The organism is Ensifer sp. NPDC090286, assembly GCF_044769565.1.
GTDB lineage: Bacteria > Pseudomonadota > Alphaproteobacteria > Rhizobiales > Rhizobiaceae > Ensifer.
Window position 1 is genome coordinate 404,063 of sequence record NZ_JBIVYF010000005.1, and the last position, 25,655, is coordinate 429,717.

Annotated in this window: 18 protein-coding genes; 12 read left to right on the forward strand and 6 right to left on the reverse strand. The window is 64.9% G+C overall.

The genetic code is table 11. The features are described 5' to 3' along the window. Positions 1 to 70 precede the first annotated feature (70 nt). Entirely contained in the window at positions 71 to 2,083 is a 2,013-nt protein-coding gene (locus tag ACIQUG_RS26035) for a beta-galactosidase (RefSeq protein ID WP_402325035.1), read from the forward strand. 279 nt (positions 2,084 to 2,362) lie between these two features. Here the strand turns inward: ACIQUG_RS26035 and pcaF are convergent, their stop codons facing one another. The 3 genes from pcaF to ACIQUG_RS26050 are packed head-to-tail and all read right to left on the reverse strand — an operon-like array spanning position 2,363 to position 5,222. After that, positions 2,363 to 3,568 (reverse strand): 3-oxoadipyl-CoA thiolase, encoded by a 1,206-nt coding sequence (gene pcaF, locus ACIQUG_RS26040; protein ID WP_402325036.1) that lies wholly within the window; start codon positions 3,566 to 3,568, stop codon positions 2,363 to 2,365. Then, positions 3,568 to 4,350 (reverse strand): CoA-transferase subunit beta, encoded by a 783-nt coding sequence (locus tag ACIQUG_RS26045; RefSeq protein WP_205236215.1) that lies wholly within the window; start codon positions 4,348 to 4,350, stop codon positions 3,568 to 3,570. Before ACIQUG_RS26045 ends, pcaF begins: the two co-directional genes overlap by 1 nt. An 11-nt stretch (positions 4,351 to 4,361) precedes the next feature. Continuing rightward, on the reverse strand, positions 4,362 to 5,222 hold the full coding sequence (locus tag ACIQUG_RS26050) for a CoA transferase subunit A (protein WP_402325037.1): 861 nt from the start codon (positions 5,220 to 5,222) through the stop codon (positions 4,362 to 4,364). 178 nt (positions 5,223 to 5,400) lie between these two features. On the opposite strand from ACIQUG_RS26050, the gene ACIQUG_RS26055 reads away from it, so the two are divergent. The 4 genes from ACIQUG_RS26055 (at position 5,401) to ACIQUG_RS26070 (ending at position 15,718) form a co-directional block, all read left to right on the forward strand. After that, positions 5,401 to 6,156: an IclR family transcriptional regulator gene (locus ACIQUG_RS26055; protein WP_402325039.1), complete on the forward strand. Its 756-nt coding sequence runs from the start codon at positions 5,401 to 5,403 to the stop codon at positions 6,154 to 6,156. A 638-nt stretch (positions 6,157 to 6,794) separates the two neighbouring features. Then, positions 6,795 to 7,694 carry a LytTR family transcriptional regulator DNA-binding domain-containing protein gene (locus ACIQUG_RS26060; RefSeq protein WP_402325040.1) on the forward strand — a complete coding sequence of 300 codons (900 nt, stop codon included), beginning with the start codon at positions 6,795 to 6,797 and terminating at the stop codon, positions 7,692 to 7,694. Positions 7,695 to 7,867: 173 nt separating this feature from the next. Next, a complete protein-coding gene (locus tag ACIQUG_RS26065) occupies positions 7,868 to 14,746 on the forward strand; it encodes an autotransporter domain-containing protein (RefSeq protein ID WP_402325042.1) in 6,879 nt (2,292 codons plus the stop codon). A gap of 309 nt (positions 14,747 to 15,055) precedes the next feature. After that, positions 15,056 to 15,718, forward strand: a complete 663-nt coding sequence (locus ACIQUG_RS26070) for a sulfite oxidase-like oxidoreductase (protein ID WP_402325043.1) — start codon at positions 15,056 to 15,058, stop codon at positions 15,716 to 15,718. Here the strand turns inward: ACIQUG_RS26070 and ACIQUG_RS26075 are convergent. Both ACIQUG_RS26075 and ACIQUG_RS26080 read right to left on the reverse strand, forming a co-directional pair. Then, positions 15,703 to 16,368, reverse strand: a complete 666-nt coding sequence (locus ACIQUG_RS26075) for a TetR/AcrR family transcriptional regulator (RefSeq protein WP_402325044.1) — start codon at positions 16,366 to 16,368, stop codon at positions 15,703 to 15,705. The genes ACIQUG_RS26070 and ACIQUG_RS26075 overlap by 16 nt on opposite strands. Further along, the gene (locus ACIQUG_RS26080) at positions 16,353 to 17,822 is read right to left on the reverse strand and encodes an amidase (RefSeq protein WP_402325046.1); all 1,470 of its coding nucleotides are present in this window, start codon (positions 17,820 to 17,822) and stop codon (positions 16,353 to 16,355) included. The genes ACIQUG_RS26075 and ACIQUG_RS26080 overlap by 16 nt, the downstream gene beginning before the upstream one ends. Before the next feature lie 31 nt (positions 17,823 to 17,853). Here ACIQUG_RS26080 and ACIQUG_RS26085 point away from each other — a divergent pair, with 31 nt between their 5' ends. Beyond that, on the forward strand, positions 17,854 to 18,297 hold the full coding sequence (locus ACIQUG_RS26085) for a hypothetical protein (protein ID WP_402325047.1): 444 nt from the start codon (positions 17,854 to 17,856) through the stop codon (positions 18,295 to 18,297). Next, positions 18,297 to 19,238 (forward strand): sterol desaturase family protein, encoded by a 942-nt coding sequence (locus ACIQUG_RS26090; RefSeq protein ID WP_402325048.1) that lies wholly within the window; start codon positions 18,297 to 18,299, stop codon positions 19,236 to 19,238. The genes ACIQUG_RS26085 and ACIQUG_RS26090 overlap by 1 nt, the downstream gene beginning before the upstream one ends. A gap of 29 nt (positions 19,239 to 19,267) precedes the next feature. Here the strand turns inward: ACIQUG_RS26090 and ACIQUG_RS26095 are convergent, their stop codons facing one another. Continuing rightward, positions 19,268 to 20,155 (reverse strand): LysR substrate-binding domain-containing protein, encoded by an 888-nt coding sequence (locus ACIQUG_RS26095; protein ID WP_402325050.1) that lies wholly within the window; start codon positions 20,153 to 20,155, stop codon positions 19,268 to 19,270. Between the two features lie 272 nt (positions 20,156 to 20,427). Between ACIQUG_RS26095 and ACIQUG_RS26100 the strand changes: the two genes are divergently transcribed. Genes ACIQUG_RS26100 through ACIQUG_RS26120 form a run of 5 tightly spaced genes read left to right on the forward strand, consistent with a single transcriptional unit; the run spans position 20,428 to position 25,652 of the window. Continuing rightward, positions 20,428 to 21,423: an ABC transporter substrate-binding protein gene (locus ACIQUG_RS26100; RefSeq protein ID WP_402325051.1), complete on the forward strand. Its 996-nt coding sequence runs from the start codon at positions 20,428 to 20,430 to the stop codon at positions 21,421 to 21,423. Between the two features lie 42 nt (positions 21,424 to 21,465). Continuing rightward, positions 21,466 to 22,830, forward strand: coding sequence for an MATE family efflux transporter (locus ACIQUG_RS26105; RefSeq protein ID WP_402325052.1), 1,365 nt, complete (start codon positions 21,466 to 21,468; stop codon positions 22,828 to 22,830). Next, positions 22,827 to 23,834 (forward strand): FecCD family ABC transporter permease, encoded by a 1,008-nt coding sequence (locus tag ACIQUG_RS26110; RefSeq protein ID WP_402325053.1) that lies wholly within the window; start codon positions 22,827 to 22,829, stop codon positions 23,832 to 23,834. The genes ACIQUG_RS26105 and ACIQUG_RS26110 overlap by 4 nt, the downstream gene beginning before the upstream one ends. Beyond that, positions 23,834 to 24,862, forward strand: coding sequence for a FecCD family ABC transporter permease (locus tag ACIQUG_RS26115; protein WP_402325054.1), 1,029 nt, complete (start codon positions 23,834 to 23,836; stop codon positions 24,860 to 24,862). Before ACIQUG_RS26110 ends, ACIQUG_RS26115 begins: the two co-directional genes overlap by 1 nt. A 7-nt stretch (positions 24,863 to 24,869) precedes the next feature. Beyond that, positions 24,870 to 25,652: an ABC transporter ATP-binding protein gene (locus ACIQUG_RS26120; protein WP_402325055.1), complete on the forward strand. Its 783-nt coding sequence runs from the start codon at positions 24,870 to 24,872 to the stop codon at positions 25,650 to 25,652. Positions 25,653 to 25,655: the final 3 nt, after the last annotated feature.

The following is a 25,655-nucleotide window of genomic DNA, read 5'->3' on the forward strand; positions in this document are numbered from 1 at the left end:
TTCGTGGCCGTACTGACAAAACCCGAGGCCGGACCCAACCGGCCGTAAGACATGACGAAGGACCGGACCCGTGCACATGCCCCTGACGAGATCGAACCGCTTCAACGCCAAAGAGCAGCAGACCGACATGCTGGAGCTTGGTGTCTGCTACTACCCGGAGCAGTGGCCGCGCGAGAAATGGGAAGAGGATGCCCGCCGCATGGTCGAACTCGGCCTTGCCTGGGTGCGCATCGGTGAGTTCGCCTGGGCGAAGATCGAGCCGCGCTCGGGCGAGTTCCACTGGGAGTGGCTGGACGAAGCGATCGACGTGCTCGGCAAGGCCGGCCTCAAGGTGATCCTGGGGACGCCGACCGCCGCACCGCCGAAGTGGCTGATCGATCGCTACCCGGATATCCTGCCCGTCGACGTCAAGGGTGTGGTGCGCAAGTTCGGCGCCCGCCGCCACTACTGCTTCTCCAGCCGCCGCTACCGCATCGAGGCGGCGCGAATTTCCGAAGCCATGGCCGAGCGCTACGGCAAGAACGCCTTCGTCCATGCTTGGCAGACGGACAACGAGTACGGCGACCACGACACGATCTACAGCTATTCCGACGAGGCGCTGCGTGCTTTCCGCGAATGGCTCGAGGCCCGCTATGGCACGGTCGAGGAGCTGAACCGCGCTTGGGGCACGGCCTTCTGGGCGATGAACTATCTGAGCTTCGACGAGATCGAGCTTCCGAACAACCTCGTGGAAGAGCCGAGCCCGACCCATATCGTCGACTATATCCGCTTCTCGTCCGACCAGGTGAAGAGCTTCAACAAGGCGCAGGTCGACATCATCCGCAAGCATTCGCCGGGCCGCCCGGTGACGCACAACTTCATGTCGCAGAACACCGACTTCGACCATTACAAGGTCGGCGAGGACATCGATATCGCGTCATGGGACGTCTATCCGATGGGCGGGCTGCTCAACGGTCGTCTCTCCTCGGAAGACAAGGGCCGGTATCTGCGCGTCGGCGATCCGGACCAGCCGGCCTTCAACCACGACCTCTACCGCGCTGTCGGCAACGGCCGCGTCTGGGTGATGGAGCAGCAGCCGGGCCCGGTGAACTGGGCTTCGCACAACCAGTCGCCGGCCGACGGCATGGTCCGGCTCTGGACCTGGCTGGCCTATGCCCACGGCGTCGACATGGTCTCCTATTTCCGCTGGCGCCAGGTGCCGTTTGCGCAGGAGCAGTTCCATGCGGGCCTCTTGCTTCCAAACAGCGAGGCGGACCAGGGCTATCTCGAAGTCGCGCAGGTGGCCGAAGAGATGAAGCGCCTGCCGAAGGGTGAGCGTCGCGAGAAGGCCAAGGTCGCATTCCTACTCGACTACAATTCGCGCTGGGCGACGCGTGCTCTGCCGCAGGGCCGCACCTATCTCGCCTCGCAGATCGCGCTCGACTGGTATTCGACCGTTGCCCGCCTTGGCGTCGATGTCGATATCATCGGCCAGCACTCGGACCTCGAAGGCTACCAGCTCGTGCTGGCGCCGGACCTCGTCATTCCGGATCAGGCCTTCGTTCAGAAGCTTGCCGCATCTGGCGCTAAGGTGCTCTTCGGACCGCGCAGCGGCAGCAAGACCGAAAACATGCATATTCCCGACGGCCTGCCGCCGGGACCGCTCGCCGAGCTGATCGACGTCAGCGTCGCCCGCGTCGAATCGCTGCCGGAATTCCACGGCGAGAGCGTGCTGTATGGCAACGAGACCTATCCGGCTGGCGTCTGGCGCGAAACGGTTCGCACCAGCGAAACCGTGCTTGCGACCTTCGAGGGCGACTACCGCAACGGTGCTCCGGCGCTCGTCGGCAATGACAAGGCGCGCTACATGGCAACGGGCGCGCGGGGCGAATTGCTCGACAAGGTGATCGGCGATGCGCTCGGCTGGGCTTCGGTCGAATCGCTGGCGGATCTCGGTGATCTGCGCATCACCCGCCGCGGCAAGCTCACCTTCGCCTTCAACTACGGCAAGACCGCCGTGGACGTGCCGGCATCCGCCAACGCCAACTTCCATGTCGGCGGCCGCAAGCTCGGCCCCGTCGACGTCGCGATCTGGTCGGAATAGCAGAGGGCCGAGTGGCCGCTTCGGACGCTGACGGTGGTTTGGCGGGAGAGCCACACAATCGGCCTCATCCTCGCCCTCGTGGCGGGGATCCAGCGACCCGACGTCCGTCGGGTCAGGAGACTCTTTCGGCCCAAAGACTTGGGCCTGCTGGATTCCTGTGACAAGCACAGGAATGACGGAGACATTGGTTACCTCCGGCTTCTCAACCGCTCGAATCAAAGAGCCCGACTTTTTCGAAGGCCGGGCTCTTTGCGTTTCAGACGGCAATTGTTTTCGTCGTCAGACGCGCTCCAGCGCCACCGCGATGCCTTGGCCGACGCCGATGCACATGGTCGAGAGCGAATAGCGGCCGCCGGTCTCCTGCAGCTCAAGCGCCGCCGTGCCGGTAATGCGGGCGCCGGACATGCCGAGCGGGTGGCCGAGCGCGATCGCGCCGCCGTTGCGGTTGACGCGCGGGTCGTCGTCGGCAATGCCGAGGTCGCGAAGCGTGGCGAGCCCTTGCGAGGCAAACGCCTCGTTGAGTTCGATGACGTCGAACTGGGCCTGCGTGAGACCGAGGCGGGCCATCAACTTCTTCGATGCCGGAGCCGGGCCGAAGCCCATGATGCGCGGCGGTACGCCGGCGGTTGCACCGCCGAGGATGCGGGCGATTGGACGCAAGCCGTATTTCTTCGCTGCCGCCTCCGAGGCGATGATCAGTGCCGTCGCGCCGTCATTTACGCCGGAGGCATTGCCGGCTGTCACCGTCCCGCCTTCCTTTTTGAAGGGCGTTCCGAGCTTGGCGAGCGCTTCCATTGTTGTTGCACGCGGGTGCTCGTCGCGATCGACGATAACAGGCTCACCTTTTCGCTGGGGAATCGTTACCGAGACGATCTCCTTCGCCAGCCGGCCATTGGCTTGCGCTGCCGCAGCCTTTGCCTGACTGCGGACGGCGAAGGCATCCTGATCCTCGCGGCTGACATGGAAGTCCGCCGCGACGTTTTCGCCGGTCTCCGGCATCGAATCGACGCCGTATTGCTTCTTCATCAGGGGATTGATGAAGCGCCAGCCGATGGTCGTGTCGTAGATCTCGGCATTGCGTGAGAAGGCGGTATCCGCCTTTGGCATCACGAAGGGCGCGCGCGACATGCTTTCGACGCCGCCGGCGATCATCAGCTCGGCTTCGCCCGACTTGATGGCACGCGCTGCTGCGATCACCGCGTCCATGCCGGAGCCGCAGAGCCGGTTGATCGTCGTGCCGGTGACGCCGACAGGCAGGCCGGCCAGAAGCAGCGACATACGCGCAACGTTGCGATTGTCCTCTCCCGCCTGGTTGGCGCAGCCGAAGATCACGTCGTCGACGGCGTCCCAATCGACATCGGCATTACGCTCCATCAGCGCGCGAAGTGGGACCGCGCCGAGATCATCGGCTCGGACCGAGGAAAGCGAGCCACCGAAACGGCCGATCGGCGTGCGGATATAGTCGCAGATGAAAGCCTCGGCCATCACGCAGCCTCCCTGTCGCCCTGGTGGGCCTTCTTGGTGCGGGCGTTGATGTCGCGAAGGGTCTTGAGTTCCAGTTCCGTCGGTGCCGGCGTCTCGATCACTTCTTCGGCGAACTTGATGGCCCAGCCGCAATTCTCGACGATCTGCTCGCGCGTCACGCCGGGATGGATCGAGACGACGGTCAGTTCCTTGGTCCGCGGGTCCGGTTCCAGGATGCAAAGATCGGTGATGACGCGCGTCGGTCCCTTGGTTTTCATGCCCAGCCGCTCGCGGTGGTCACCGCCTTCGCCATGGCCCATGGAGGTGATGAAGGGGAGCTTCTCGACGAAGCCGCGCTTGGAAAGCGCCATAGTGATGAAGATGCGGCCGCAATTGGAGGCGATCTCCGGGGCCCCGCCGCCGCCGGGCAGACGGACCTTCGGATGGTCGTAGGGACCGACGACCGTGGTGTTGAGGTTGGCGAACTTGTCGATCTGCGCGCCGCCGAGGAAGCCTGTCGTGATGCGCCCGCCCTGTAGCCAGTAGCGGAACATCTCTGGCACCGAGACGGTGAAAAGCGCCGTGTCGCATAGCTCGCCGTCGCCGATCGACAGCGGCAGCACGTCCGGCTTGGTGCCGACCGTGCCGCTTTCGTAGATCAGCGTGATGTCAGGCGCGTGCGTCAGCCGCGCGACGTTGCAGGCCGCAGACGGCGCGCCGATGCCGACAAAGCAGACGTCATCGTTGGAAAGCGCCCGGGAAGCGGCAATCGTCATCATTTCGGTGGGGGTAAAATCGCTCATCCTATCCTCCCTCAAGCCGCTTTAGCCGGCTTGTTGCCAGCATGCTTGGCGAAATCTTCCGGCCGGGCATCGAGCACGTTTTCCTTGATCCATGCGGTGAAGCTGTCGCGGTCGCGGGCGATCTCGTCCCAGCCGATGTAGAAGGCGTTGGAGCGCGGGTAGTAGCCGTGTGCGTAGGATGGGAAGGCGCCACCCGGAACATGGGCAACCGATGTGACAGCCCAGCTCGGCAGCACGAGGGAATTGGGCGACGGCGGGTTAAGCTCGTCGACGATCTCCTCGACCGTGACGATCGAGCGCTTGGCGGCAAGAACCGCCTCTTTCTGCACGCCGACGATGCCTTCGATCAGCACATTGCCCTTCCTGTCGGCCCGTTGCGCATGGATGATCGTGACATCAGGGCGGATGGCCGGCACGGCGGCGAGCACCTCGCCGGTAAACGGGCAGGTGACCGACTTGATGTTCGGGTTCACCTTCGGCAGGTCGGCGCCGATATAGCCGCGCAACGTCGCAAACGGCAGGTTGGCAGCGCCCGCCTCATAGGCGTTGGCCATGGCGGCGTGGGAGTGTTCCTCGATCTCCAGCGGTCGCGGCCACTGGTTTTCGACCGCGTCGCGGAAGCGATGCAGCGAGCCGACGCCCGGATTGCCGCCCCAGGAAAACTTCATGCCGCGCGCCGCACCCACGCCGATCAGCTGGTCGTAGAGAATGTCGGGCGTCATGCGCACCAGATAAAGGTCCTTGCGGCCCTGGCGGATCACCTCATGGCCCGCGGCATAGGGGATCAGATGGGTGAAGCCTTCCATGGCGACGGTGTTGCCATCCCTGACATTGTCGCCGACGGCCTCGGCGAGCGAAACGATCTTCGCCATGTTTCCTCTCTTCATCTCAGTGATTTCTTGGCCTTTGTCGCCCGGTGGGCGGCAGGCGCCTTTCTCTTCCGGATACCAATAAGCGCCGATCGAAAGGCTCGGTCAAATATTTTGTGCGATATTTGACTTTTGTTCGTATATCGCACAAAATCAAACGGCATGATTGGGGGAGGCAGGGATGCGGGAAACGGATTTCGTCAGCGGCTTTGCGCGCGGGCTGACGGTGATCGAAGCCTTCGATGAAACGCGGCCGAAACTGTCGATCGCCGAGGCGTCGAAGATCACCGGGCTCGACCGAGCGACGGTGCGCCGGTCGCTGCTAACACTCTCCGAGCTTGGCTATGCCGACTATGACGGCAAGTTCTTCGCATTGACGCCGAAGATCCTGCGCCTCGGCCATGCCTATCTCTCGGCAACCCCGCTGCCGACGATCATCCAGCCCTATCTCGATCAGCTCTCCGACCGCGCCGGCCAGAGTGCCTCGGCCTCGGTGCTGGACGGGACGGAGATCGTCTACATCGCCCGCGCCTCGCAGAAGCGGGTGATGTCGATCAACCTGACGACCGGTTCGCGCCTGCCGGCCTATTGCGCCTCCATGGGGCGGGTGTGGCTCGCAGCACTTCCGGAGAACGAGGCGCGCGAGATCCTTTCGCGCTCGAACCTCAAGGCGAACACACCCTATACGAAGACGGATCCCGAAGACCTCGTCGCCGAGTTCCGCCGCGTGCGCGACCAGGGCTATGCGCTGATCGACCAGGAACTGGAACTCGGCCTTTGTTCCATCGCGGTGCCGCTCGAAAACGATCGCGGTCGAATCGTTGCGGCACTCAACATCGGTGCGCCGGCCGCGCATGTGGCTGCAGCCGAGATGGTGGAGCGCTACCTTCCGCTGTTGAAGGAGACCCAGGCCGCCTTGCGTGTAGTACTGAGGTAGCAGCTTTCAGCGTCGGCGCTTGATGTGTTGCGCGCGCAGTGTGGGTGCAAAAACGGTAGGAACCGCGCCAGCGCCGCAAGGGGCTGGCGTGCATTGCCTCCGCCGGCTCCGATGGTCGAACTGGCCAGCGACGGACCTCGGAGATCTCAGTGCGCCCTTGGCCGGCAACATGTTTCGTGGCCAGGCAGGTCCCCCTGCGTTTCATGCCGTGGATGGTTTGATGGTGCTCGTCCCACCGGCAAGAACCGGTCTGGGACGCTGGAACGCGCGAAACCGACCCAAAAATGTTTCCGTGAGGCAATGCAGTTTAGGCTTGCATTTGTTTTCCCCACAAATTCAAGTGGTCGCGCGGGTGGATGTCGACGGCGAAGAGCGCTGACACTGGACGATGGAGGGGGCCATCGCACCGCGAGAACCGGATATTTTTTCGAATTTTGCCCAGGGCCGCCTCTCGGTCACGTCTGGCTTTACTGCCACTGTTACGACCCGGATTGCCGGGAAACCCGAAATTTTACAGAGCGATTCCTTTTCGCCTTTAGCTATCGAGCGTCATGAATGAGCAATTGCACCCGTCCGATCATTCCATAGGCCTACCGCCCTACGAACTGATCGCGACGAACGAGCCGCCTTGCCCTGCCATGGGACAACCCACACGCGACTGGGCCTATCTGGCTGCCACCCACCTCATCGGTTCGCCGGCGAAGACGGCGATCGCCGCGATCCTGGAGGAAACCGGCAAGCTTGCCGGTGCCGACCGGGCGTGGATGTTCGAATACAGCGACGACCTTCTGCGTTTCCGCAACACCGACGAATGGGTGCGAGGCGGGGTGTCGTCGCATGTCGATGACCTGCAGCAGACGCCGGTCACGATGATCGGCTGGCTGCATCAGTGGCTGGTGGCCGGCAAGGCAGTCATGATCAACGATGTCGCAAGGCTACCGCGTCCGGCGCGGGCGCTTCAGGCGGAAATGCTTCGTCAGAACGACAAGAGCGTCCTCTGCGTCCCGGTCTTTCACGAGGGCAGGTTGCGTGGCTGCATCGGTTTCGATGCGACGAGGGCGTTGCGTCGGTGGCCTATCGAAGACGTCCACCAGCTTGCCCGCTGCGCAAAGCTGATCGGCATCGCGCGCTACGGGCGGCGCGCGCCGGCGGATAGCGAACGGGAGCCTCCTTTGCCCGTCACGACCGCGACCGTCGACCCGTACGTCCACCTGCATATGCCCGGGCGCTCGCGCGGGGTACGGCTGTCGGCCATCGTCGGACTTCGGTCCGCCAAGGACTACACCCAGATCTGGCTGAAGGACGAGGCGGCGGTGCTGGATCTGCGCCCGCTTTCATTCTGGACCGGCCTGCTGCCCAGGCCGAACTTCCTGCGCATTCATCGCACCGCGGTAATCAACCTGTCGCACGTGACCGAACTGGACCGCCATGCCGGTCCAACCAAGCAGGCCTGGGCCGTGCGTCTGCGCAGAATCGACGAGCCCTGGACCGTATCCCGCCCCTACAGGCAGGAATTGCGCAGTCGTCTCGGCATCTGAGATTTTCCACAGTGGCTCATTTCGCCGCTTTGTCGTTTCGTCGAACCCGTAGGTTGTTTCGTCGATAAGGCATTGTCGCTGTAGGGTTGTCGTGTCAGCCAGCACCCTGGAGAATTTTAGGGTATGGGGCGGAGGGCAAGCCTTTGAAAAAAATCAATTGTCAGAATCAGGGCTTGAGTAATGGGCTTGACGGCGATCAACGACCCTTGCGCCGGCGCCGGCCTTTGCTGCTCAGCGGCACGGCCGTGTGGGTTCTCGCCGCGTCGGGCCTTGTTCTCGGCATGGTTGCCACCACACCGGATGCGCAGGCTGGCGGAAAAGGTGGCGCCGGCGGCGCCACGATCGGCAGCGGCGGTGGCGTCGATGCAAACTTGCAGGGGACGCCAGGCGCGACTGCGTTTGCTTCCGGCAACGGCGGCGGCGGCGGCGGGCCGGGAGCGGCCGGCGGTGCGGGTAGCCAGCTCAATGCCGGTGTTGCCGGCAATGGCGGTGCCGGCGGAACCGGCGGTAGCCCGAACGGGGCGGCGGGTGGAAACGGGACAGGCAGCGGCGGCGATTACGGCGGCGGCGGCGGCGGTGGTGGCGGTGCGCACGGCGGCGCTGGAAACGCTGCCGGTCGCGGTGGCGACGGCGGGGCTTCGTCGAACGGCGACGGCGGTGGCGGCGGCGCCGGCGGATATGGCTGGATCGTTCCTTCGGGGAGTGTGAGCCTCAACGGAATGGCAGTTTCCGGCGGGCGGGGCGGTGACGGCGGAGCAGCGTCGGGCGGGATCGGCGGCAGCGGTGGCGACGGCGGCGATGGCGTGGCACTGGGTGGCGGCATATCTTTTACTACCAACGCGGACGTCACGGGCGGCGCTGGTGGCAACGGCGGCGCCGGCGGCCAAATTTCCCAGAAGCGCAACGGCGATGGTGGTCATGGCATCAGTGCGCTCTACGGCGGAACAGTGAGCATCAACGGCGGCACCGTGAAAGGTGGCCTGGCGGGAAGCGGTGGAACCGGCGGCACAAACGGTTCCGGCCTCTTCGGCAGCAACGTGGATGTGACACTGGGTGCTTCGGGCGCTATCCTCGGGGTCGGCGGTTCCAACGCGATGACCTTCAATGGCGGTACCAACACATTCCGCTTCCTGGCCGCATCCCCGGCAATCGCCGGAAACATTGCCATCAACAACGCCGCCAGCCTGACGATTGAACAGAACGGCAACGGGCGGCTGACCAATAACATTACGGGCAACGGATCCCTGACCAAAACCGGCAGCGGCACGCTGACGCTGGAAGGGATGAACACCTATACCGGGGCGACCAGCATTGCAGCCGGCGGTACGCTGGCACTCGTCGGCCAGGGTCGGATCAACGCCTCGAGCGGCTTGACGGCCAACGGCATCTTCGACGTCTCTGGTGCGGTCGCGCCGGCGGTCAAGTCGCTTGTCGGCAGCGGCCAGGTGGTGCTCGGCAGCAAGTCGCTGACGATCAACAACGCGACCGGCACGTTCTCCGGTGCGATCACCGGCACCGGCGACGTCAACGTCATGGCCGGCACGCAAGTCCTCACCGGCGCCAACACCTTTACCGGACAGGCGGGTACCAGTGTCGGCGCGACACTGCAGATCGGCGATGGCGGCGCGGGCGGTTCGCTCGTCGGCAACATTCTCAACAGCGGCGCGGTCGTCTTCAACAGTTCCGGCAACTGGACCTATGGTGGTGCAGTCACCGGCAACGGCACGCTCTCGCAGATCGGCGCGGGAACGCTGACGCTGACGACGGACAACACGACGGCCGGCGCGGTGACGATCGGCACGGGCAGCACCTTGCAGCTCGGCAACGGCGGCACCACCGGCTGGATCGGCGGCAACGGCAATTTCCTCGGCCCGATCACCAACAACGGCACGCTCGTCTACAACCGCTCGAACGATATCAGCCATGCCGGCATAATCAGTGGCACCGGCACGATTTCGCAGGCCGGTACGGGCAAGCTCACACTGACGGGCAACAATTCGCTGTTTGCCGGCGCAACGGCGGTGACGTCGGGCACGGTCGACATTAATGGCCAGCTTGGCGGCACCGTCAATGTCGGCACCGGCGGTACGCTCGGCGGAACCGGCAGGATCGGTGGCGACGTCACCGTCAACGGCAAGCTTTCGGCCGGCAACAGCCCGGGCACGCTGACAATCGGCGGTGACCTGACGCTCAATAACGGGTCCACATCGGTGTTCGAACTGAACGCGCCCGGCCTCGTCGGCAGCGCAGGCAGCAACGATCTGGTGAAGGTCGGCGGCGACCTGACGCTTGGTGGTGCGCTGGATGCCCGGGTGGCGTCGGCCGGTTACTACCGGCTGTTCGAATATGACGGTTCGCTGTTGGGCAGTTTTGCGTCGACGGCTGCGACGTCGATGGCACCGAGCTTCACGGTTGCCAGCCACGAGGTCCAGACCGGCATTGCCAACCAGGTCAATCTGTCGGTGCTCGGCACCGGCCAGACGATGCATTTCTGGGATGGCACGGACACGACCGGCAACGGCACGGTGAACGGCGGCAATGGCACCTGGTCTTCGACCGGGACCAACTGGACCGGCCGTCCGATGCGTGCCGGCATCAACGGCAGTTTCGGCGGATCGGTTGGCGTGTTTGCCGGCGCAGCCGGCGGCACCGTGAATGTCGTCGGCACGCAAAGCTTCGACACGCTGCAGTTTTCTGCGACCACCGGTGGCACGGGCTACACCCTCACTGGCGGGGTGCTGACCCTCAACCCGGCAAGCGGCACGGCAGCAACGATCAATGTCGACAGCGGCATCGCCACCACGATCGGCTCGGTGCTGCAGGATGGCGGGACCGGCTCAGCTCTCAACAAGGCCGGCAACGGCACGCTGACGCTGACGGGCACGAACACCTATACGGGTGCGACGACCATCAACGGCGGTACGCTGGCGCTATCCGGCACAGGCAGCATCGCCACCTCCAGCGGATTGACGGCCAACGGCACATTCGACGTCTCGGCGGCGGCCTCGGCGCAGGTCAAGTCGCTGACCGGAGGTGGCCAGGTGGTGCTCGGCAGCAATTATCTCGACATCAACAACGCCACGGGCACGTTCTCGGGCGCGATCACCGGTACCGGCGGCCTCAATGTCGCGGCCGGCACGCAGGTCCTGAGTGGCGCCAGCACCTATACCGGCGCGACGATGATCGCGGCGGGTGGTGCGCTGACGCTGTCCGGCCAGGGGCGGATCAACACCTCGAGCGGATTGACCGCGAACGGTACCTTCGACGTCTCGGCGGCAGGCGCGCCGGGAGTGAAGTCGCTGGCCGGTAGCGGTCAGGTGATGCTCGGCGGCAAGCAGCTCATCATCAGTGACGCGGCCGGCACGTTCTCCGGTGCGATCAACGGCACCGGCGGCATTTCTGTCAATGGCGGCACGCAGGTCCTGACCGGCGCCAACACCTTTACCGGCAGTGCGGTCACCAATTCAGGCGCGACGCTGCAGATCGGCAATGGCGGGGCGAACGGCTCGCTCGTCTCGAACATCCAGAACAACGGCGCGGTGGTCTTCAATCGGTCCGGCAATCTGACCTATGGCGGAACGATCAGCGGGACCGGAACGTTCTCGCAGATCGGTGCGGGCACGCTGACCTTGACGGCGGACAACAGCACCGACGGTGCGGTCACGATCGGCGCGGGCAGCACGCTGCAGCTCGGCAATGGCGGTACGACCGGCTGGGCCGGTGGCTCCGGCTCGATCACCAACAACGGCGCGCTCGTCTACAACCGCTCGAACGACGTGACCTACTCCGGCGCGGTCTCCGGCACCGGCACACTCACTCAGGCGGGCGCGGGCAAGCTGACCCTGACCGGCGACAATTCGCTGTTCAGTGGCGCAACGTCGGTGACCTCGGGCACGACCTACGTCAACGGCAAGCTTGGCGGCAACGTCAATGTCGGTACCGGCGGTACGCTCGGCGGATCGGGCGAGATTGCAGGTGACGTCACGGTCGATGGCACGCTCTCGGCCGGCAACAGCCCGGGTACGCTAACGATCGCTGGCGATCTGACGCTCAATAGCGGTTCCACATCGGTGTTCGAACTGAACACGCCCGGCCTCGTCGGCAGCGCGGGTGGCAACGATCTGGTGAAGGTCGGCGGCAACCTGACGCTCGGCGGTGCGCTGGATGCCCGGGTGGCGTCGGCCGGCTACTACCGGCTGTTCGAATATGACGGTTCGCTGTCGGGCAATTTTGCGACGACCGCCGTGACATCGACAGCGCCAGGGTTCACGCTTGCCAGCCACCAGCTCCAGACCACCATCGCCAAGCAGGTCAATCTGTCCGTGCTCGGCACCGGCCAGACGATGTACTTCTGGGATGGCGCGGACACGACCGGCAACGGCGCGGTCAATGGCGGCACAGGCACCTGGACATCCGCCGGCACGAACTGGACCGGCGACCCGCTGAATGCCGGCGTCAACGGCAGCTTCGGCGGATCGGTCGGCGTTTTTGCCGGCGCCACCGGCGGCACCATCAATGTCGTCGGCACGCAGAGCTTCGACACGCTGCAGTTCTCCGCGACGAACGACGGTAGCGGCTACACCATCAATGGCGGCGTGCTGAGCTTCAATCCTGCAAGCGGCACGGCGGCGACGATCAATGTCGGCAACGGCGTTGCCACCACGATCGGCTCCGTGCTGCAGAACGGTGCGACCGGGACAGGGCTCAACAAGGTCGGCAACGGCACGCTGACGCTGACGGGCATGAACACCTATACGGGTGCGACGTCGATTGCGGCAGGCGGCACGCTGGCGCTTTCGGGCCAGGGGCGGATCAACGCTTCGAGCGGCCTGACGGCCGACGGCACCTTCGACGTCTCGGCGGCGGCCTCGGCGCAGGTCAAGTCGCTGGCCGGCAGCGGGCAGGTGGTGCTCGGCGGCAAGACGCTGATCATCAACAACGCCGCCGGCACGTTCTCGGGAGCAATCACGGGCACCGGCGGCATCTCGGTCGGTGCCGGCACTCAGATACTGACCGGCGCCAACACCTTTACCGGCGGCGCGGGCATCTCTTCCGGCGCGACGCTGCAAGTCGGCGATGGCGGGGCGGGTGGAACTTTGACCTCCAACGTCACCAACTACGGTGCGCTCGTCTTCAACAGTTCGGCCAATTCGACCTATGCCGGCTCGATCACCGGCCCCGGCTCGTTCTCGCAGATCGGTACGGGCACGCTGACGCTCACCGCCAACAACAGCACATCCGGCGCGGTGACGATCGGCGCGGGCAGCACGCTGCAACTCGGTAATGGCGGCACGACCGGCTGGATCGGCGGCAGCGGCAAATTCGTGGGTTCGATCACCAACGATGGCGCGCTGATCTACAATCGTTCGAACGACGTGACCTATGCCGGGGCGGTCTCTGGCAGCGGCACGCTGTCCCAGGCGGGCACGGGCAAGCTGACCTTGACGGGTATCAATACCTTTACCGGCGCGACCGACATCACCTCGGGTGACCTGATCGTCAACGGTTCGCTCGCGAACTCCAGCCTGACCACGATCCGGCGCGGAGCGCGTCTCGGCGGCACCGGCACGCTTGGCAACACGACCGTCCAGGCTGGTGGCGTTCATGCCCCGGGCAATTCGATCGGCACGCAGACGATCGCCGGCAACTACACCAACAACGGCGTGCTGCAGATCGAGGGCACGCCCACAGCCACCGACAAGCTGATCGTCTCGGGCAGCGTCGATATCTCCGGTGCGACCCTTGATCTCCTGCTTTCGCCCAACACGGCGGCGAGCTGGAACCCGATCAACGGCCCGTTCATCCTGATCGACAAGACGAGTTCCGGGGCGATCACCGGCACGTTTGCGTCGATCGTCGACAATTTGGTGTTCCTTGATCCGACCGTCGATTACAGCGGCGGCGACGGCAACGACCTGTCGCTCAAGCTGACCCGCAACGATCTCAGCTTTGCCGGCGTCGGCCAGACCCGCAACCAGATCGCCACCGCCGTCGGTGTCGATCGTTTGGGGCTGACGAACCCGATCTTCAATGCCATTGCCTTCTCGGCATCGCCCGAAGCGGCGCGCAGGGCCTTCGACCTGCTTTCGGGCGAAGTGCACAGCTCGTTCCAGTCGATCCTGATCGAGGACAGCCGCTTCCTGCGCGATGCCGCAAACGATCGCTTGCGCACGGTGCTCGGCACAGTGGCGTCGAAGCAATCGAGCGAGATCACCGGCGCTATCGACAGCGGCGAACTTGCGCTCTGGAGCCAGGGCTTCGGTTCCTGGGGACGGATCGACGGTGACGGCAATGCCGCCAAGGCGGATCGCTCCATCGGCGGTTTCTTCGTCGGTGCCGATACGCAGGTGGACGAATGGACCGTCGGCGCGCTTGCCGGTTACTCGCGGTCCTCGATGGACATTGACGCGCGGTTTTCGTCGGCAACCTCCGACAACTATCATCTCGGCATCTATGCCGGTGGACGTTGGGGCGATGCGTCGCTCAGAACCGGCGCCGCTTATAGCTGGCACGATATCGAGACGAGCCGCACCGTTTCGTTCCCGGGCTTTACGGACAGCCTTTCTGCCGATTACAGCGCCGGGACAGGCCAGGTCTTTGGCGAGTTCGCCTATGCCTTCAAGGCCGGGTCGGTCGATCTGGAGCCGTTTGCCAACCTGGCTTATGTGCATCTCAACCGCGACGGCTTTGTCGAGCGCGGCGGCGCTGCCGCTCTCTTCGGCAAGGACGCCTCGCAGGACACGACGTTCACGACCCTTGGCCTGCGCGCTGCATCCAGTTTCGACCTTGGCGGCGTGCTGGCGACGGCCCGCGGCACCATCGGCTGGAGACATGCCTTCGGTGACACCTTGCCGCTGTCGTCGAACGGCTTCTCGACGGCGAGCACGTTTGCCATCGCCGGTGTCCCGATCGCCGAGAATTCTGCGGTAATCGAAGCCGGCCTTGATTTCGCCGTCGCGCCGGAGGCTACCCTCGGCTTCACCTACACAGGCCAATTCGGCGGCGGCGTCAGCGACCAGAGCGTCAAGGCAAATCTGAGCGTCAAGTTCTGATTGAACGCAGTCGTGCCAAACGGCCGTCGCCGGGATCCCGAGGACCCTGCGGCGGCCGTTTGGCGTTTCAAGGCTGGTTTTGACGTGCGATGCGCGTGGCATGCCGGAGCCAACGCGTCCAAGCTTCGGCCGCTCCGCACGTCGCCACGACGGAGGTGGTCGAGCGCTATCTGCCGCTGCTGAAGGACATACGAAGGGGCGGTACGCATGGTGCCGAGCCAACGACGCCGTGCGTTCGCGCTTGACGTTCCGCGACACCGCGCTTTCTATCTCGCCTGGGGTGTGAATTCGGGCTGGGAGTGGACCATCATGACTGACGATACGCAGCCGCCGGAAACCAAGCTGACGACGACGAAGCGGCGCTGGGCCGCCGACGGCAAATTCCTGACGGGGCGGATCGTGCGCCCCGAGGACGAGCGCCTTCCGCCTGGGCAACATCTGGTCAAGGACTGGCCGGTGCTCGACCTCGGCCAGCAGCCGATGATCCGGACGGAAAGCTGGCGGCTCGATATCACCGGGCACATCGAGCATCCATTGTCGCTCGATTGGGCCGCGTTCAAGGCCTTGCCGCAAAGCGACCGGCTCTCCGACATGCATTGCGTGACGACTTGGTCTCGCTACGACAACCGCTGGCAGGGCGTGGCCACACGCGATCTGCTCGACCAGGTGATGCCGAGACCCGAGGCGAGCCACGTCATGCTGACGAGCTATGACGGCTACACTACGAACATGCCGCTTGCGGACTTCGCCTCCGAAGACGCTATCCTTGCGACCGACTGGGAGGGCCAGCCGATCGGCCGTACCCATGGCGGGCCGATGCGGCTCGTCGTTCCGCATCTCTATTTGTGGAAGAGTGCCAAGTGGCTGACGCGAATCGACTTTCGCGAAGGTGACATGCCCGGTTTCTGGGAGCGCAACGGTTACCACATGCGTGGCGACCCGTGGCGCGAGGAGCGCTACTCGGACGATTGATCGGGGCGGGCGAAGGCCTGACGACCGCCGCCCGGCGCGTCCGGGTCCAGAAGCGACTGCAGCCCCGCAAGCTGGTAGCGCCAGAAGAGCGCTATGGCCGACTGGATGGACGGGCCGTCACGGTATTCACTGAGCGTATCGGCAATGGTGTCCAGCGTTCGGGTGAAGGTTCGCTCGAGCATGAAGCCCATCAGTGGCGTCAGGGCTTGCTCGCCGCCCTTGTCGGTCAGGTAGCGCGAAGCCAGCCGCACCATCTCCCGGATCATCAGCTTTCGAACATGGGCGTAGCGCGTGCCGTCGGCGCCGCGAAGCAGGATCAGCACCACGAGCCGCTGTTCGATCCAGAAGGACAGCAGTGCCCGGGCGTGCTCGGATCCGGAAGCATCGGCCTCCAGCCAGATGCCAACTGACCGCAGTTCCCGCACGCGGGCGCGCAGCAGGCGCAACAATCGCCCGGCAAGCGCCGGTGTCACGATCTCATAAAACAGCGCTTCCTTGTCGGCGACGTATTTGTAGATGTTGCTCGAACTGGTGCCCGCCCGTTCCGCCACATCGGCGAGCCGGGCCTTTTCGAAGCCTTGCTCGGCAAACACCGCAGCCGCAGCCGCAAACAGCCGCTCACGCACTTCCTGCTTCAGGCGCTGGGGCATGCGAGCCTTCCTGCAAGCTCGACGAGCCTTGGTTGCCAGGGGGCCGCCTCTTCCAGCTGGAAGGCAAGCGACAAGAGCAACGCGTCCTCGCCGGCTGCCGCCGCGAAATGGCAGCCGACCGGCAGCCCCTCGGGCGACCAGAAAAGCGGCGCCGACATGGCGGGCCATCCGGCAAAGGAGGCCACGTTGGTGAAGCCGGCGAGGCGTTCGGTAAAGGCGATGAGCTGGTCCGGACCCTCGGTCGGGCCTTGCGTCCCCAGCGGAAAGGCCGTGAAGGGGACGGTGGGTGAAAGCAGCACGTCATAGCCGGAGATCGCCTGATTTGCGCTCGCCTCGGCCTTCAGCGTTGCGCCGATCGCCTCCGTGATTGCCGTCTCCGGCAGCCGCCGGGCCCGGCGCACGAGCTCGACCGTGTAGGGCTCGAACAAGGTCTCATCGAAGGCGCCACCCATGGCGGCTGCAATCTGGTCGAACAGGCCGGAAAGAACAATTCCGGTCAGGTTGAAGAAGGCGCGGCTGGTTTGCTGAGCGTTGATGTCGGGGCCAGTGCATTCGACGATCTCGTGCCCCAAGACCGCACACAGCGTGATCGCCGCGTTAAGCGCGTCCTCGACTGCCTCAGACACGCCGCGCCCGAAGACATCGTGGCGATAGATGCCGATGCGCAGCCGCCTCTGCGGGCCACGGCGCATGTCGTCGATCGCAGGCAATGGTTGGGTCAGGTCCGGCCGTTCGGTTGCCGCCAACCACGCGGCGCTGTCGCGCACGGAGCGGCTGACGCAATGGTCGCTGATCAGCCGCGCCGTCGGCATCGCCGGCGGCAGGCCGGCATTTACCGTGCGGTCGCGGCTCGGCTTGAAACCGAAGAGCCCGCAGAAGGAGGAGGGGCCACGGATCGAGCCGCCCCCGTCGGACGCGTGGGCGATCGGTACCATGCCCGAGGCAACGGCCGCCACCGCACCGCCCGACGAGCCGCCGGTCGAAAGAGCGAAATTCCAGGGATTGCGCGTTGCGCCATGGGCGAGGGTTTCGGTGGTGCCGAGCAGGCCGAACTCCGATGTGGTCGTCTTGCCAAGGACGATCAGGCCGGCCTTGTCGAGAGCGTCCGTGTAATCCGATCCGGCTTGGGCGGGCTGTCCCTTGAAGAGGCGCGAACCGAAGCCGGCCGGGTGGCCGGGATAGGCAAGCAGGTCCTTGAGCAGGGTCGGAACGCCTGCAAACGGCATGTTCGCTTGCGGACGAAAAGCGCCGGCGCACTTGCGCGCGTGGTCGAAATCCTTGGATGCAAGCGCGTTGACGTGCGGCTCGCGCCTCTCGATGCGCCGGATGGCGGCTTCGACGAGTTCGAGCGGCGAGGCTTGACCCTTCGATACGAGACGGGCCTGTTCGGTCGCGTCCAGCGCAGAAAAGTCGTCCGATTCCAGTCGCGAGAGTTCGGGATTGGGAGCGCGCATCTTTCCAGCTTCCATTGACGATGAAAAGAGAATGATTGATTCTCTTTTCATCGTCAATGAGCGGTTGCATCCACAGGCGACTGATTGCATCTTCCCGTCTCCTGCAATGCTGGTGCAACCCACTCCCCGCAAAGCTCGTGCAACGTTTCAACAAAGGACGTTGTCGATGCGCCTGGCCATTTTACCGATGTGGTTGATCCTTTTCAGCGCGAGCCCAAGTCATGCCGAAGAAAAGGGAATGTGGATTGCGGACAATCCGTATCGGACCGTGCAGCCTTTGTACGATCCCTGTCGTGATGGTCGGTTAAGTGATGGAACGCCGCGAACCTGCGCCGAGATCAGGCGCATGTACCGGCATGGAAGAGGCGGCTGGTCCGAAGAGGACCATCGCCTGGATGCATGTAGCGACGGGCGCGTCAGCGACGGCCGGCCGCGCACATGCCGGGAACTGCTTGAATGGATGGAGCGTCGTTGATGAAGGCAGAGCGCAGAGGCACCGTGTCGAAGCTCGGACAGGTTTTTAGATTAGTGCTTGGGTATCTGTCCTGGCCGCTGGTGTTTTTCGGCGGGCTGCTTGGCGCGTACTACGCGTTCGCGAGCGCAAAGCCGATGGTCGGATTTGTGGCGGTCTATGCGGCCGCCGTCTTCATCCTGTTTCTTCTCGAGCGCTACATTCCCTACGAGCGGGGCTGGCTTCAGTCGGATGGCGAAACGGTGAACGACATCGGTCACACGCTGGCGACGAAGGGCTTGCTGCAGGCGGCAGGCTTGATCGCCGCCGTCTTTCCCATGTATGCCGCCAACATCCTGCAGCCGCTCGCAGCGCTCAAGTTTAGTCTCTGGCCATCGGATTGGCCGATGGTGCTTCAAGTGGGGCTTGCGGTGGTCGTCGCCGAATTCGGCCTCTATTGGTCGCATCGGATCGCCCACGAAAAGCTGTTCTTCTGGCGGTTCCACGCGCTGCATCACAGCGTCGTTCGCCTCTGGGTGATCAATACCGGCCGCTTCCACGTGGCCGATTCGCTGTTCAAGATTGCCATGAGCCAGATCCCACTCTATTGCCTCGGCGCTCCCCTGCACGTTTTCTGGTGGCTCGGCGCGGTCACGGCCTTCATGGGCATTCTCACCCATTGCAACGTCGACATGCGAACAGGTCCCTTCGACTATCTCTTCAGCACGCCGCGGCTGCACCGCTGGCATCATTCGAAGGACCTCCGCGAGGGCAACATGAACTACGGCGAGAACGTCGTCGTCTGGGACCTTTTGTTCGGCACCTACTACAATCCGGACCGTCCGTCCTCGACCGACATCGGCATCAAGGGCCAGATCGCCCGAGGCTTCCTGGCGCAACTGGCGCAACCGTTCACCAAGAACGGCGTGCGCGAAATCCTCGGCCTCCCGAAGCGACGCTCATGACCGCGTCGCGTGCGGAGCGGCATCCCCGGCTAGAGTTCCGCGTGGCCCCATTGCGAAAGCCACGTGGAAAAGCTGTCCGGTGTGCCCGATGGTGCGCGCCTTGCGATCTCGTACGCCCCGACGATCGGTGAGATCGACGGGCAAAGTGCGATCAGCTGGCCGCTTCTGAGCTCCTTCTCGATGAAGGCCGGGCTGACCTGCGCTATGCCGAGGCCGGAAATGCAGGCGTCGATGGCAGCCTCGTCCGTGTCGAAGCCGATGCTGCCGCCCTTCGGCTCGAAAGGGATCGCGGCCGCATCGCACCACCGCCGCCAGGACCAGGCGTCGGCGGTGTCGAGAAGGATCGGCAGGCCGAGCACGTCGCGGGCGTCGAACTCGCGTTCGGATCGCGCAAAAAACTGCGGCGAGCACACCGCGAGCGTGCGGTCCACCAGAAAGGCCAGCGCATGATCGTCGCTGTCGCCGCAGCGGCGATAGGTGATGGTGATGTCCGCCGGTTCGGCAGCACCCAGCGCCAGGGACTGGATGACGAGATCCTCGCTCGGATGCGCCTGCCGATAGGAGCCGATCCGGGGGATCAGCCAGCGGCGTGCGATGGTGATCGGCGCCTGGATCACCAGGCGCGAGCGTTCGGGGCTGACCGCGCGTGCGCCCGTTTCAAGCGTGGCGAGCGCACCGTTCACGTGGGTGAGGAACTGGCGCCCGGTGGCCGTCAGCGCAATCGCGTTGTGGCTGCGGTGAAACAGCGGCGTGCCCAGCGCGTCTTCCAGCGCCTTGATCTGGCGGCTCACCGCGCCCGGCGTCAGGTGCATCTCGGCGGCCGCGAGCGTCAGGCTGCCCGTGCGCGCCGCAGCCGAGAAAGCCGGCAGTACGCTGAGTGGCGGAAGCTTGAACCGTTTGGCTTGCGATTTTTTCATGCCGGCGTGAGAACCTTTCGCTTGCAAATAACTTGACCATAAATATCAACAATCCTCCATATTGGAAGGCAGGAAGCCTGATGTCGGGAGGTTTGTTGATGGCGATCGCGCGTTTTCTTGGTCTGAGGTTCGGCGCCTCGCAGCGGCGTGACGAAACCGCCCGCGGTTATCGGCATGTGCCTGCCGCAAGCGGCGAGCCATGCGGCGACGCGGCCGCCCGCCGGCTTTCGTCCTCCCGCAACGTTGACACCGCAATGGCAAGAGGAGCCCCCATGCCCAGCCCGCTTTTTGCAGCCGCATGCACGCGGCTGATCGGCGCCGTCGTTCTTGCCGGCTGCGCTCTCGGCCAGGCGGCCGATGCCGCCGCCGAAGACGCCGTCACCTTCAACGTGATCGACGATCGCGGTGTGGCGGTCACCATTCCGGCGAAGGCACAGCGGGTCGCCTCCGTTTCCTATTTCGCCGCGGATGTCGCGCTTGCCCTCGGCCTGAAGCCGGTTGCCACAACCTACATGGTGGAAGGCCGCCATCCCGATTTCCTCGGCGGCTATCTCGATGGCGTCAAGCAGATCGGCCAGCGTGCCACTCCGAACATCGAGCTGCTCGCGGAGGCAAAGCCGGATCTCACGGTCGCGATCCGCCGCTACACCGAAGGCAATGCCGCCCAGTACGAGAAGGTCGCGCCCTATCTCGCCTACGACCTCGAACTCTATGCCGACAGCGACCGCACCATCGCGCAACTGTCGACGATCCTTGGCCAGCCGAAACGCGGGCAGGAGATCAACGCTGCCTTCAAGAGCGACCTCGATGCCTTTGCAGCGAAGGCGCCGAAGGACAAACATCCGCGCTTCGTCGTCATGTGGGGCGGTGACATTCCCTGGGTCTTCCGATCGGAAAACATGACCGCGGCCATCCTGGTGGCGCTTGGCGGCGACAACATCGCCGGTCAGAACCCGACGCCGTCCGTTCCGGGGAACTGGGGCATGGAAATGAGCCTCGAAACCCTGCTGGAGAAGGATCCGGAGGTCATCTTCGTCTACGACTACGGCCCGGATCGCCCGCAGGAAAACAATCCGATCTGGCAGCAGCTCTCGGCGGTGAAGAACGGACGCGTGCATTATGTCGGCGACCATTGGGTCGAGGCGCACGGGCCGATCGCCCGCCAGATGGTGTTGCGCGAGGCAGCGCATCTGCTTTACCCCGATGCCTTTCCAGCCATCGACGTGAAGGTGGAAGCCCGCAAGTTCATCCCCGCCTCCATCCAGTAACAGGTGAACCGGCCCTTGCGTTTGCGGGGCCGGTAAATTCTCATGCCTCGTATCCGCCTTACAGTTTCCGAAGCGCGCCGCATCGTCCAGCTGGCAACGCCGCTGGCGCTGATACAGCTTGCACAGGTCGCGATCTCGACCACCGACCTGCTGATGCTCGGCTGGGTTGGCGCCGAGGCGCTGGCGGCTGCCGCACTCGGGCTCGCCGTGTTCAACCTGCTACGCACCATCGGATTCGGCCTGATCGTCGGCACCTCCAATCTGGTGGCCGAGGCATCAGGCGAAGAGGTTGCGCTGTCCCATTTGCTGGGTGCACTGAGCATTGCCGTCGTTGCCGGGCTGATTTCGGCTGCGTTGATGATGATCGGCGGCAGCGGCCTGCGCTGGCTCGGACAGGATGCCGGCGTCGTCGAGCTTGCGCGGGAATACCTGTTGTTCCTGGCGCCCGGTATCATCCCGCTCTTCTGCTTCTACGCCTATCGTGGGGTCGTCGTCGGCCGGCGTCAGGCGAATGTCCTGCTGGCGATCACGCTTGCGACCATTCTGGTCAATGCCCTGCTCGACTATGGCCTGCTGTTTGGTGCCTTCGGCCTGCCGAAGCTCGGCGTTCCGGGCGTCGCAGCCGCAAGCACGCTCGCCTACCTCTCGCAGTTCGCCGCCATTGCCTGGATCACGCACCGGCGGCTGTCGTTCTCGCGCCTCATGTCGATAGGGGAGCTCGTCGCAGCTATTCGGCGGCTGCTTGCGATTGGCATCCCGACGGCCGGATCCTACGCATCCGAGGCAGGATTCACGGCGCTCGTTACCCTCATGGTCGGCGCCTGGGGTGCCGCCGCGCTCGCCGCGCAGGCGGCGGTCAACCAGGTCGTCTATGTCGTCTTCATGCTGTCGGTCGGCCTCTCGCACGCGACTTCGGTCGGGGTCAGCGAAGCCTTTGCGGCCGGCGACAGCGAACGCGCCCGGCGGGTCGGCAGAATGGGGCTTCTGCTCGGCATCTCGGTTGCCTCCATCTTCTCGTTGGCATTCCTGCTGTTGCCTGCGCCGATCCTGGCTCTGTTTTCCTTGTCGCCGGCGGGCGCTGAGGGCTCAACCTACCTGGCTGCTTCCGCGCTGCTGTCCGTTGCGGCGCTCGCCCAATTGCCCGATTTCGCGCAGAACATCGGTATCGGCGCGCTTCGCGGCGTCGGCCGCGCCGCGAGCGGCTTCTGGATCACGCTTGCAAGCTATTGGTTGATCGGCGCTCCAGCCGCCTGGATCATCGGTTTCCAACTCGCTCCCGGCGCCACCGGCGTCTGGCTCGGCATGGCCCTCGGGTTTGCTGCCGCCGCGAGTGGCCTTTTCTGGGCCTTCCATCGGGCAACGACCGATATGGCCGCAACAGGGTCCGTTTCGGAGCAACGGGCATGAGCGAACAGGCGCGTGCGCCGATGTGGTTTGCAATGTTGCTCGCGGCGGCGCTGATCGTCAGCGTGGCGGCGCTGATCTTCGGCGCAAAGCCGATGACGCTTTCCCAGGCGCTGACGGCGTTGTCGTCGCCGGCAGGCGGCACCGACTCGATCATCGTCTGGACGCTGCGCATGCCGAGAAGCATCGCCGCCTATCTCGCGGGCGCGGCGCTCGCCGTCTCGGGCTACCTGCTGCAATCGATCACGCGCAATCCGCTGGCCGCACCCGACCTCACCGGCGTCACCGCCGGCGCCGTCGCCTTCATCGTCGCGACCTTCGTCCTTTTCCCGGCCGTTTCCTCCACGCTCTATCCGGCCATCGGCATGGTCGGCGGCTTGGAGGCCGCTGCGCTGACGCTGTGGGCCGCACGGGGTGGCCGGGCCTCGCCGCTGCATCTGGCGCTTGGCGGGATTACGGTTGCCCTGTTCTTGAACGCGGTCACCACCTACCTGCTCGTGCGGGGCGGACCACAATCGCCCTCGGTGCTGTTCTGGCTTTCCGGCGGCTTTCAAGGGAGATCCTGGGCGCAGGTCGGCTACATGCTGCCATGGATCGCCGTCGGGCTCGGCATTGCACTTTCCTGCCACCGCATCATCGCGCTCCTGTCGCTGGGTGACGAAGCCGCCGCCGGCATGGGCGCCAATCCCGCCCTGTGGAAGCTCCTGCTGCTTGTCGCTGCCATCTGCCTCGTTGCCGGCGTGACGCCGGTCGCAGGGCCCGTCGCCTTCGTCGGTCTGGCCGCTCCGCATCTCGTCCGGCTGTTGCGACCAGGCTCGGCGCTCTGGGCGCTTCTCCTCAACATCGCCCTTGGCGGATGCCTGTTGATGACGGCGGACGCGCTCGCCCGCTCGGTCGCCGCACCCCGGGAAATTCCGGTGAGCATCTTCACCGCGCTGATCGGCGGCCCGGTATTCATCTACCTGACGCAACGCGGGCCGCGGCCAGGTGCTGGAGGCGGGCGGTGATGACGAGGACCACGACGGAAGCACCGGCGCTTCGGCACACCTTGCTGCTGGTCGCGCTGTTCCCGGGCCTCTTGCTGGCGGCGATCCTGCTTGGCGTCGCCGACCTGCCGCTGTCGGATGTGATCGCCGTTCTTCTCGGCCGCGGATCGGACAATGCGCGACTGATCATCGAGACCATCCGGATCCCGCGCATCCTGACCGGCATTCTCGCCGGCATGCATTTTGCCGTCGCCGGCTCGCTGCTGCAGACGGTCACGCGCAACCCGCTGGCCGACCCGACCATCATGGGGATTTCCCAAGGGGCAACGCTGGCGGTGACCCTCTTCCTCTTCGTCGCGGTCTATGGCGTCGCTTCCGATGCCAACACGCTCTACGCTTTGCCGGTTGCCTGGCTGCCGCTTGCCGGCGCCATCGGCGGGCTTGCGGCCGGGGCGCTGATCTACGGCCTTGCCGTGCGTAAGGGATTGAGCGCTCTGCGCGTGACGCTGTGCGGCATCGCGATCGGCGCCTTCCTTCACGCGCTTGCCATGGGCATCATCGTCGGCTGGGGCAGCGCCCGGTTCGAGATCGTCATGCAATGGCTGTCCGGCAGCCTTTATGCTCGCGGCTGGGAGCACGTGGTCTTTCTGCTGCCGTTCACGATCGCTGCTGTCGCCGTGCTTCCGTTCCTCCACCGTTCGCTGGCGCTCTTGCGTTTCGAGGAGGACGTCTCACGCTCCTTCGGGCTGAATTATCGCCTGCATTTCACGCTGGTTCTTGCCGTTGCCTGCGTCCTGGCCGCCAGTGCCGTCGGCGTCGTCGGTCCGCTGATTTTCATCGGGCTCGTGGTGCCGCATCTCGCAAGGTTCCTGGCCGGCCGCCATTTTTCGGCGGTCCTGCCGCTGACGGCGCTCATCGGCGCGACGCTGGTCGTGGGGGCTGATCTCGTCGGACGGCTTGCCGGCGGCGCCGAGGAAATTCCAATCGGCGTCGTCACAGCCTTTGCCGGCGCGCCGTTCCTGCTCGTTCTTCTTCGCCGCTATCGATGAGGCCGTGATGCATCTCAAAGCCGCCGGCGTCACCATTCGCTATGCCGGGCATTGCGCACTCGCGACCTTCGCCCTGGAGCTCGGCCGCGGCGAAATCGTTGCGCTGATCGGCCCGAATGGCTCGGGCAAAAGCACCGCACTCCATGCGCTTGCGGGATTGACGGTGCCGGAGGCCGGCGACGTCACGCTCGACGGTCGGTCGGTGCGCTCTTGGAAGCGTCGCCAGCTGGCGCGCCGGCTCTCCTTCCTGCCCCAGGCACCGCTCTCGCCCGAGGGCATGACCGTCGAGCAACTGGTCCGGCATGGGCGTTTTGCCCATATCGGCGCCTTCGGCGGCTTTTCCACTGCCGATCGCCAGGCGGTCGATTGGGCGCTCGAGAGTGCCGATCTACGCGATATCGCGCACCGGGATCTGAGGGCTCTGTCGGGTGGAGAGCGCCAGCGGGCCTGGATCGCGGCAGCGCTGGCGCAGGAGGCGGAGATCCTACTGCTCGACGAGCCGACCTCATTTCTCGACATCGGCCATCAGGTGGAGGTGCTGGAATTGCTTTGCCGCCTGCGCCGCGAGCGGCAGGTAACGGTCATCGTCGCCATCCACGACCTCAACCAGGCCATGGCGATCGCCGACCGGATCGTGCTGCTGGCGAAGGGGCGGACCCTGTTTTGCGGCACGGCCGACGCGCTCGCCGGCAGTGGCCTGATCGAAACGACGTTTTCGGTCAGCGGCGCATTCGAGCGCCCGCGCGATCAGGCAGGCGCCGTCTATTTCAACGCTCACATTGCCACATGAGCG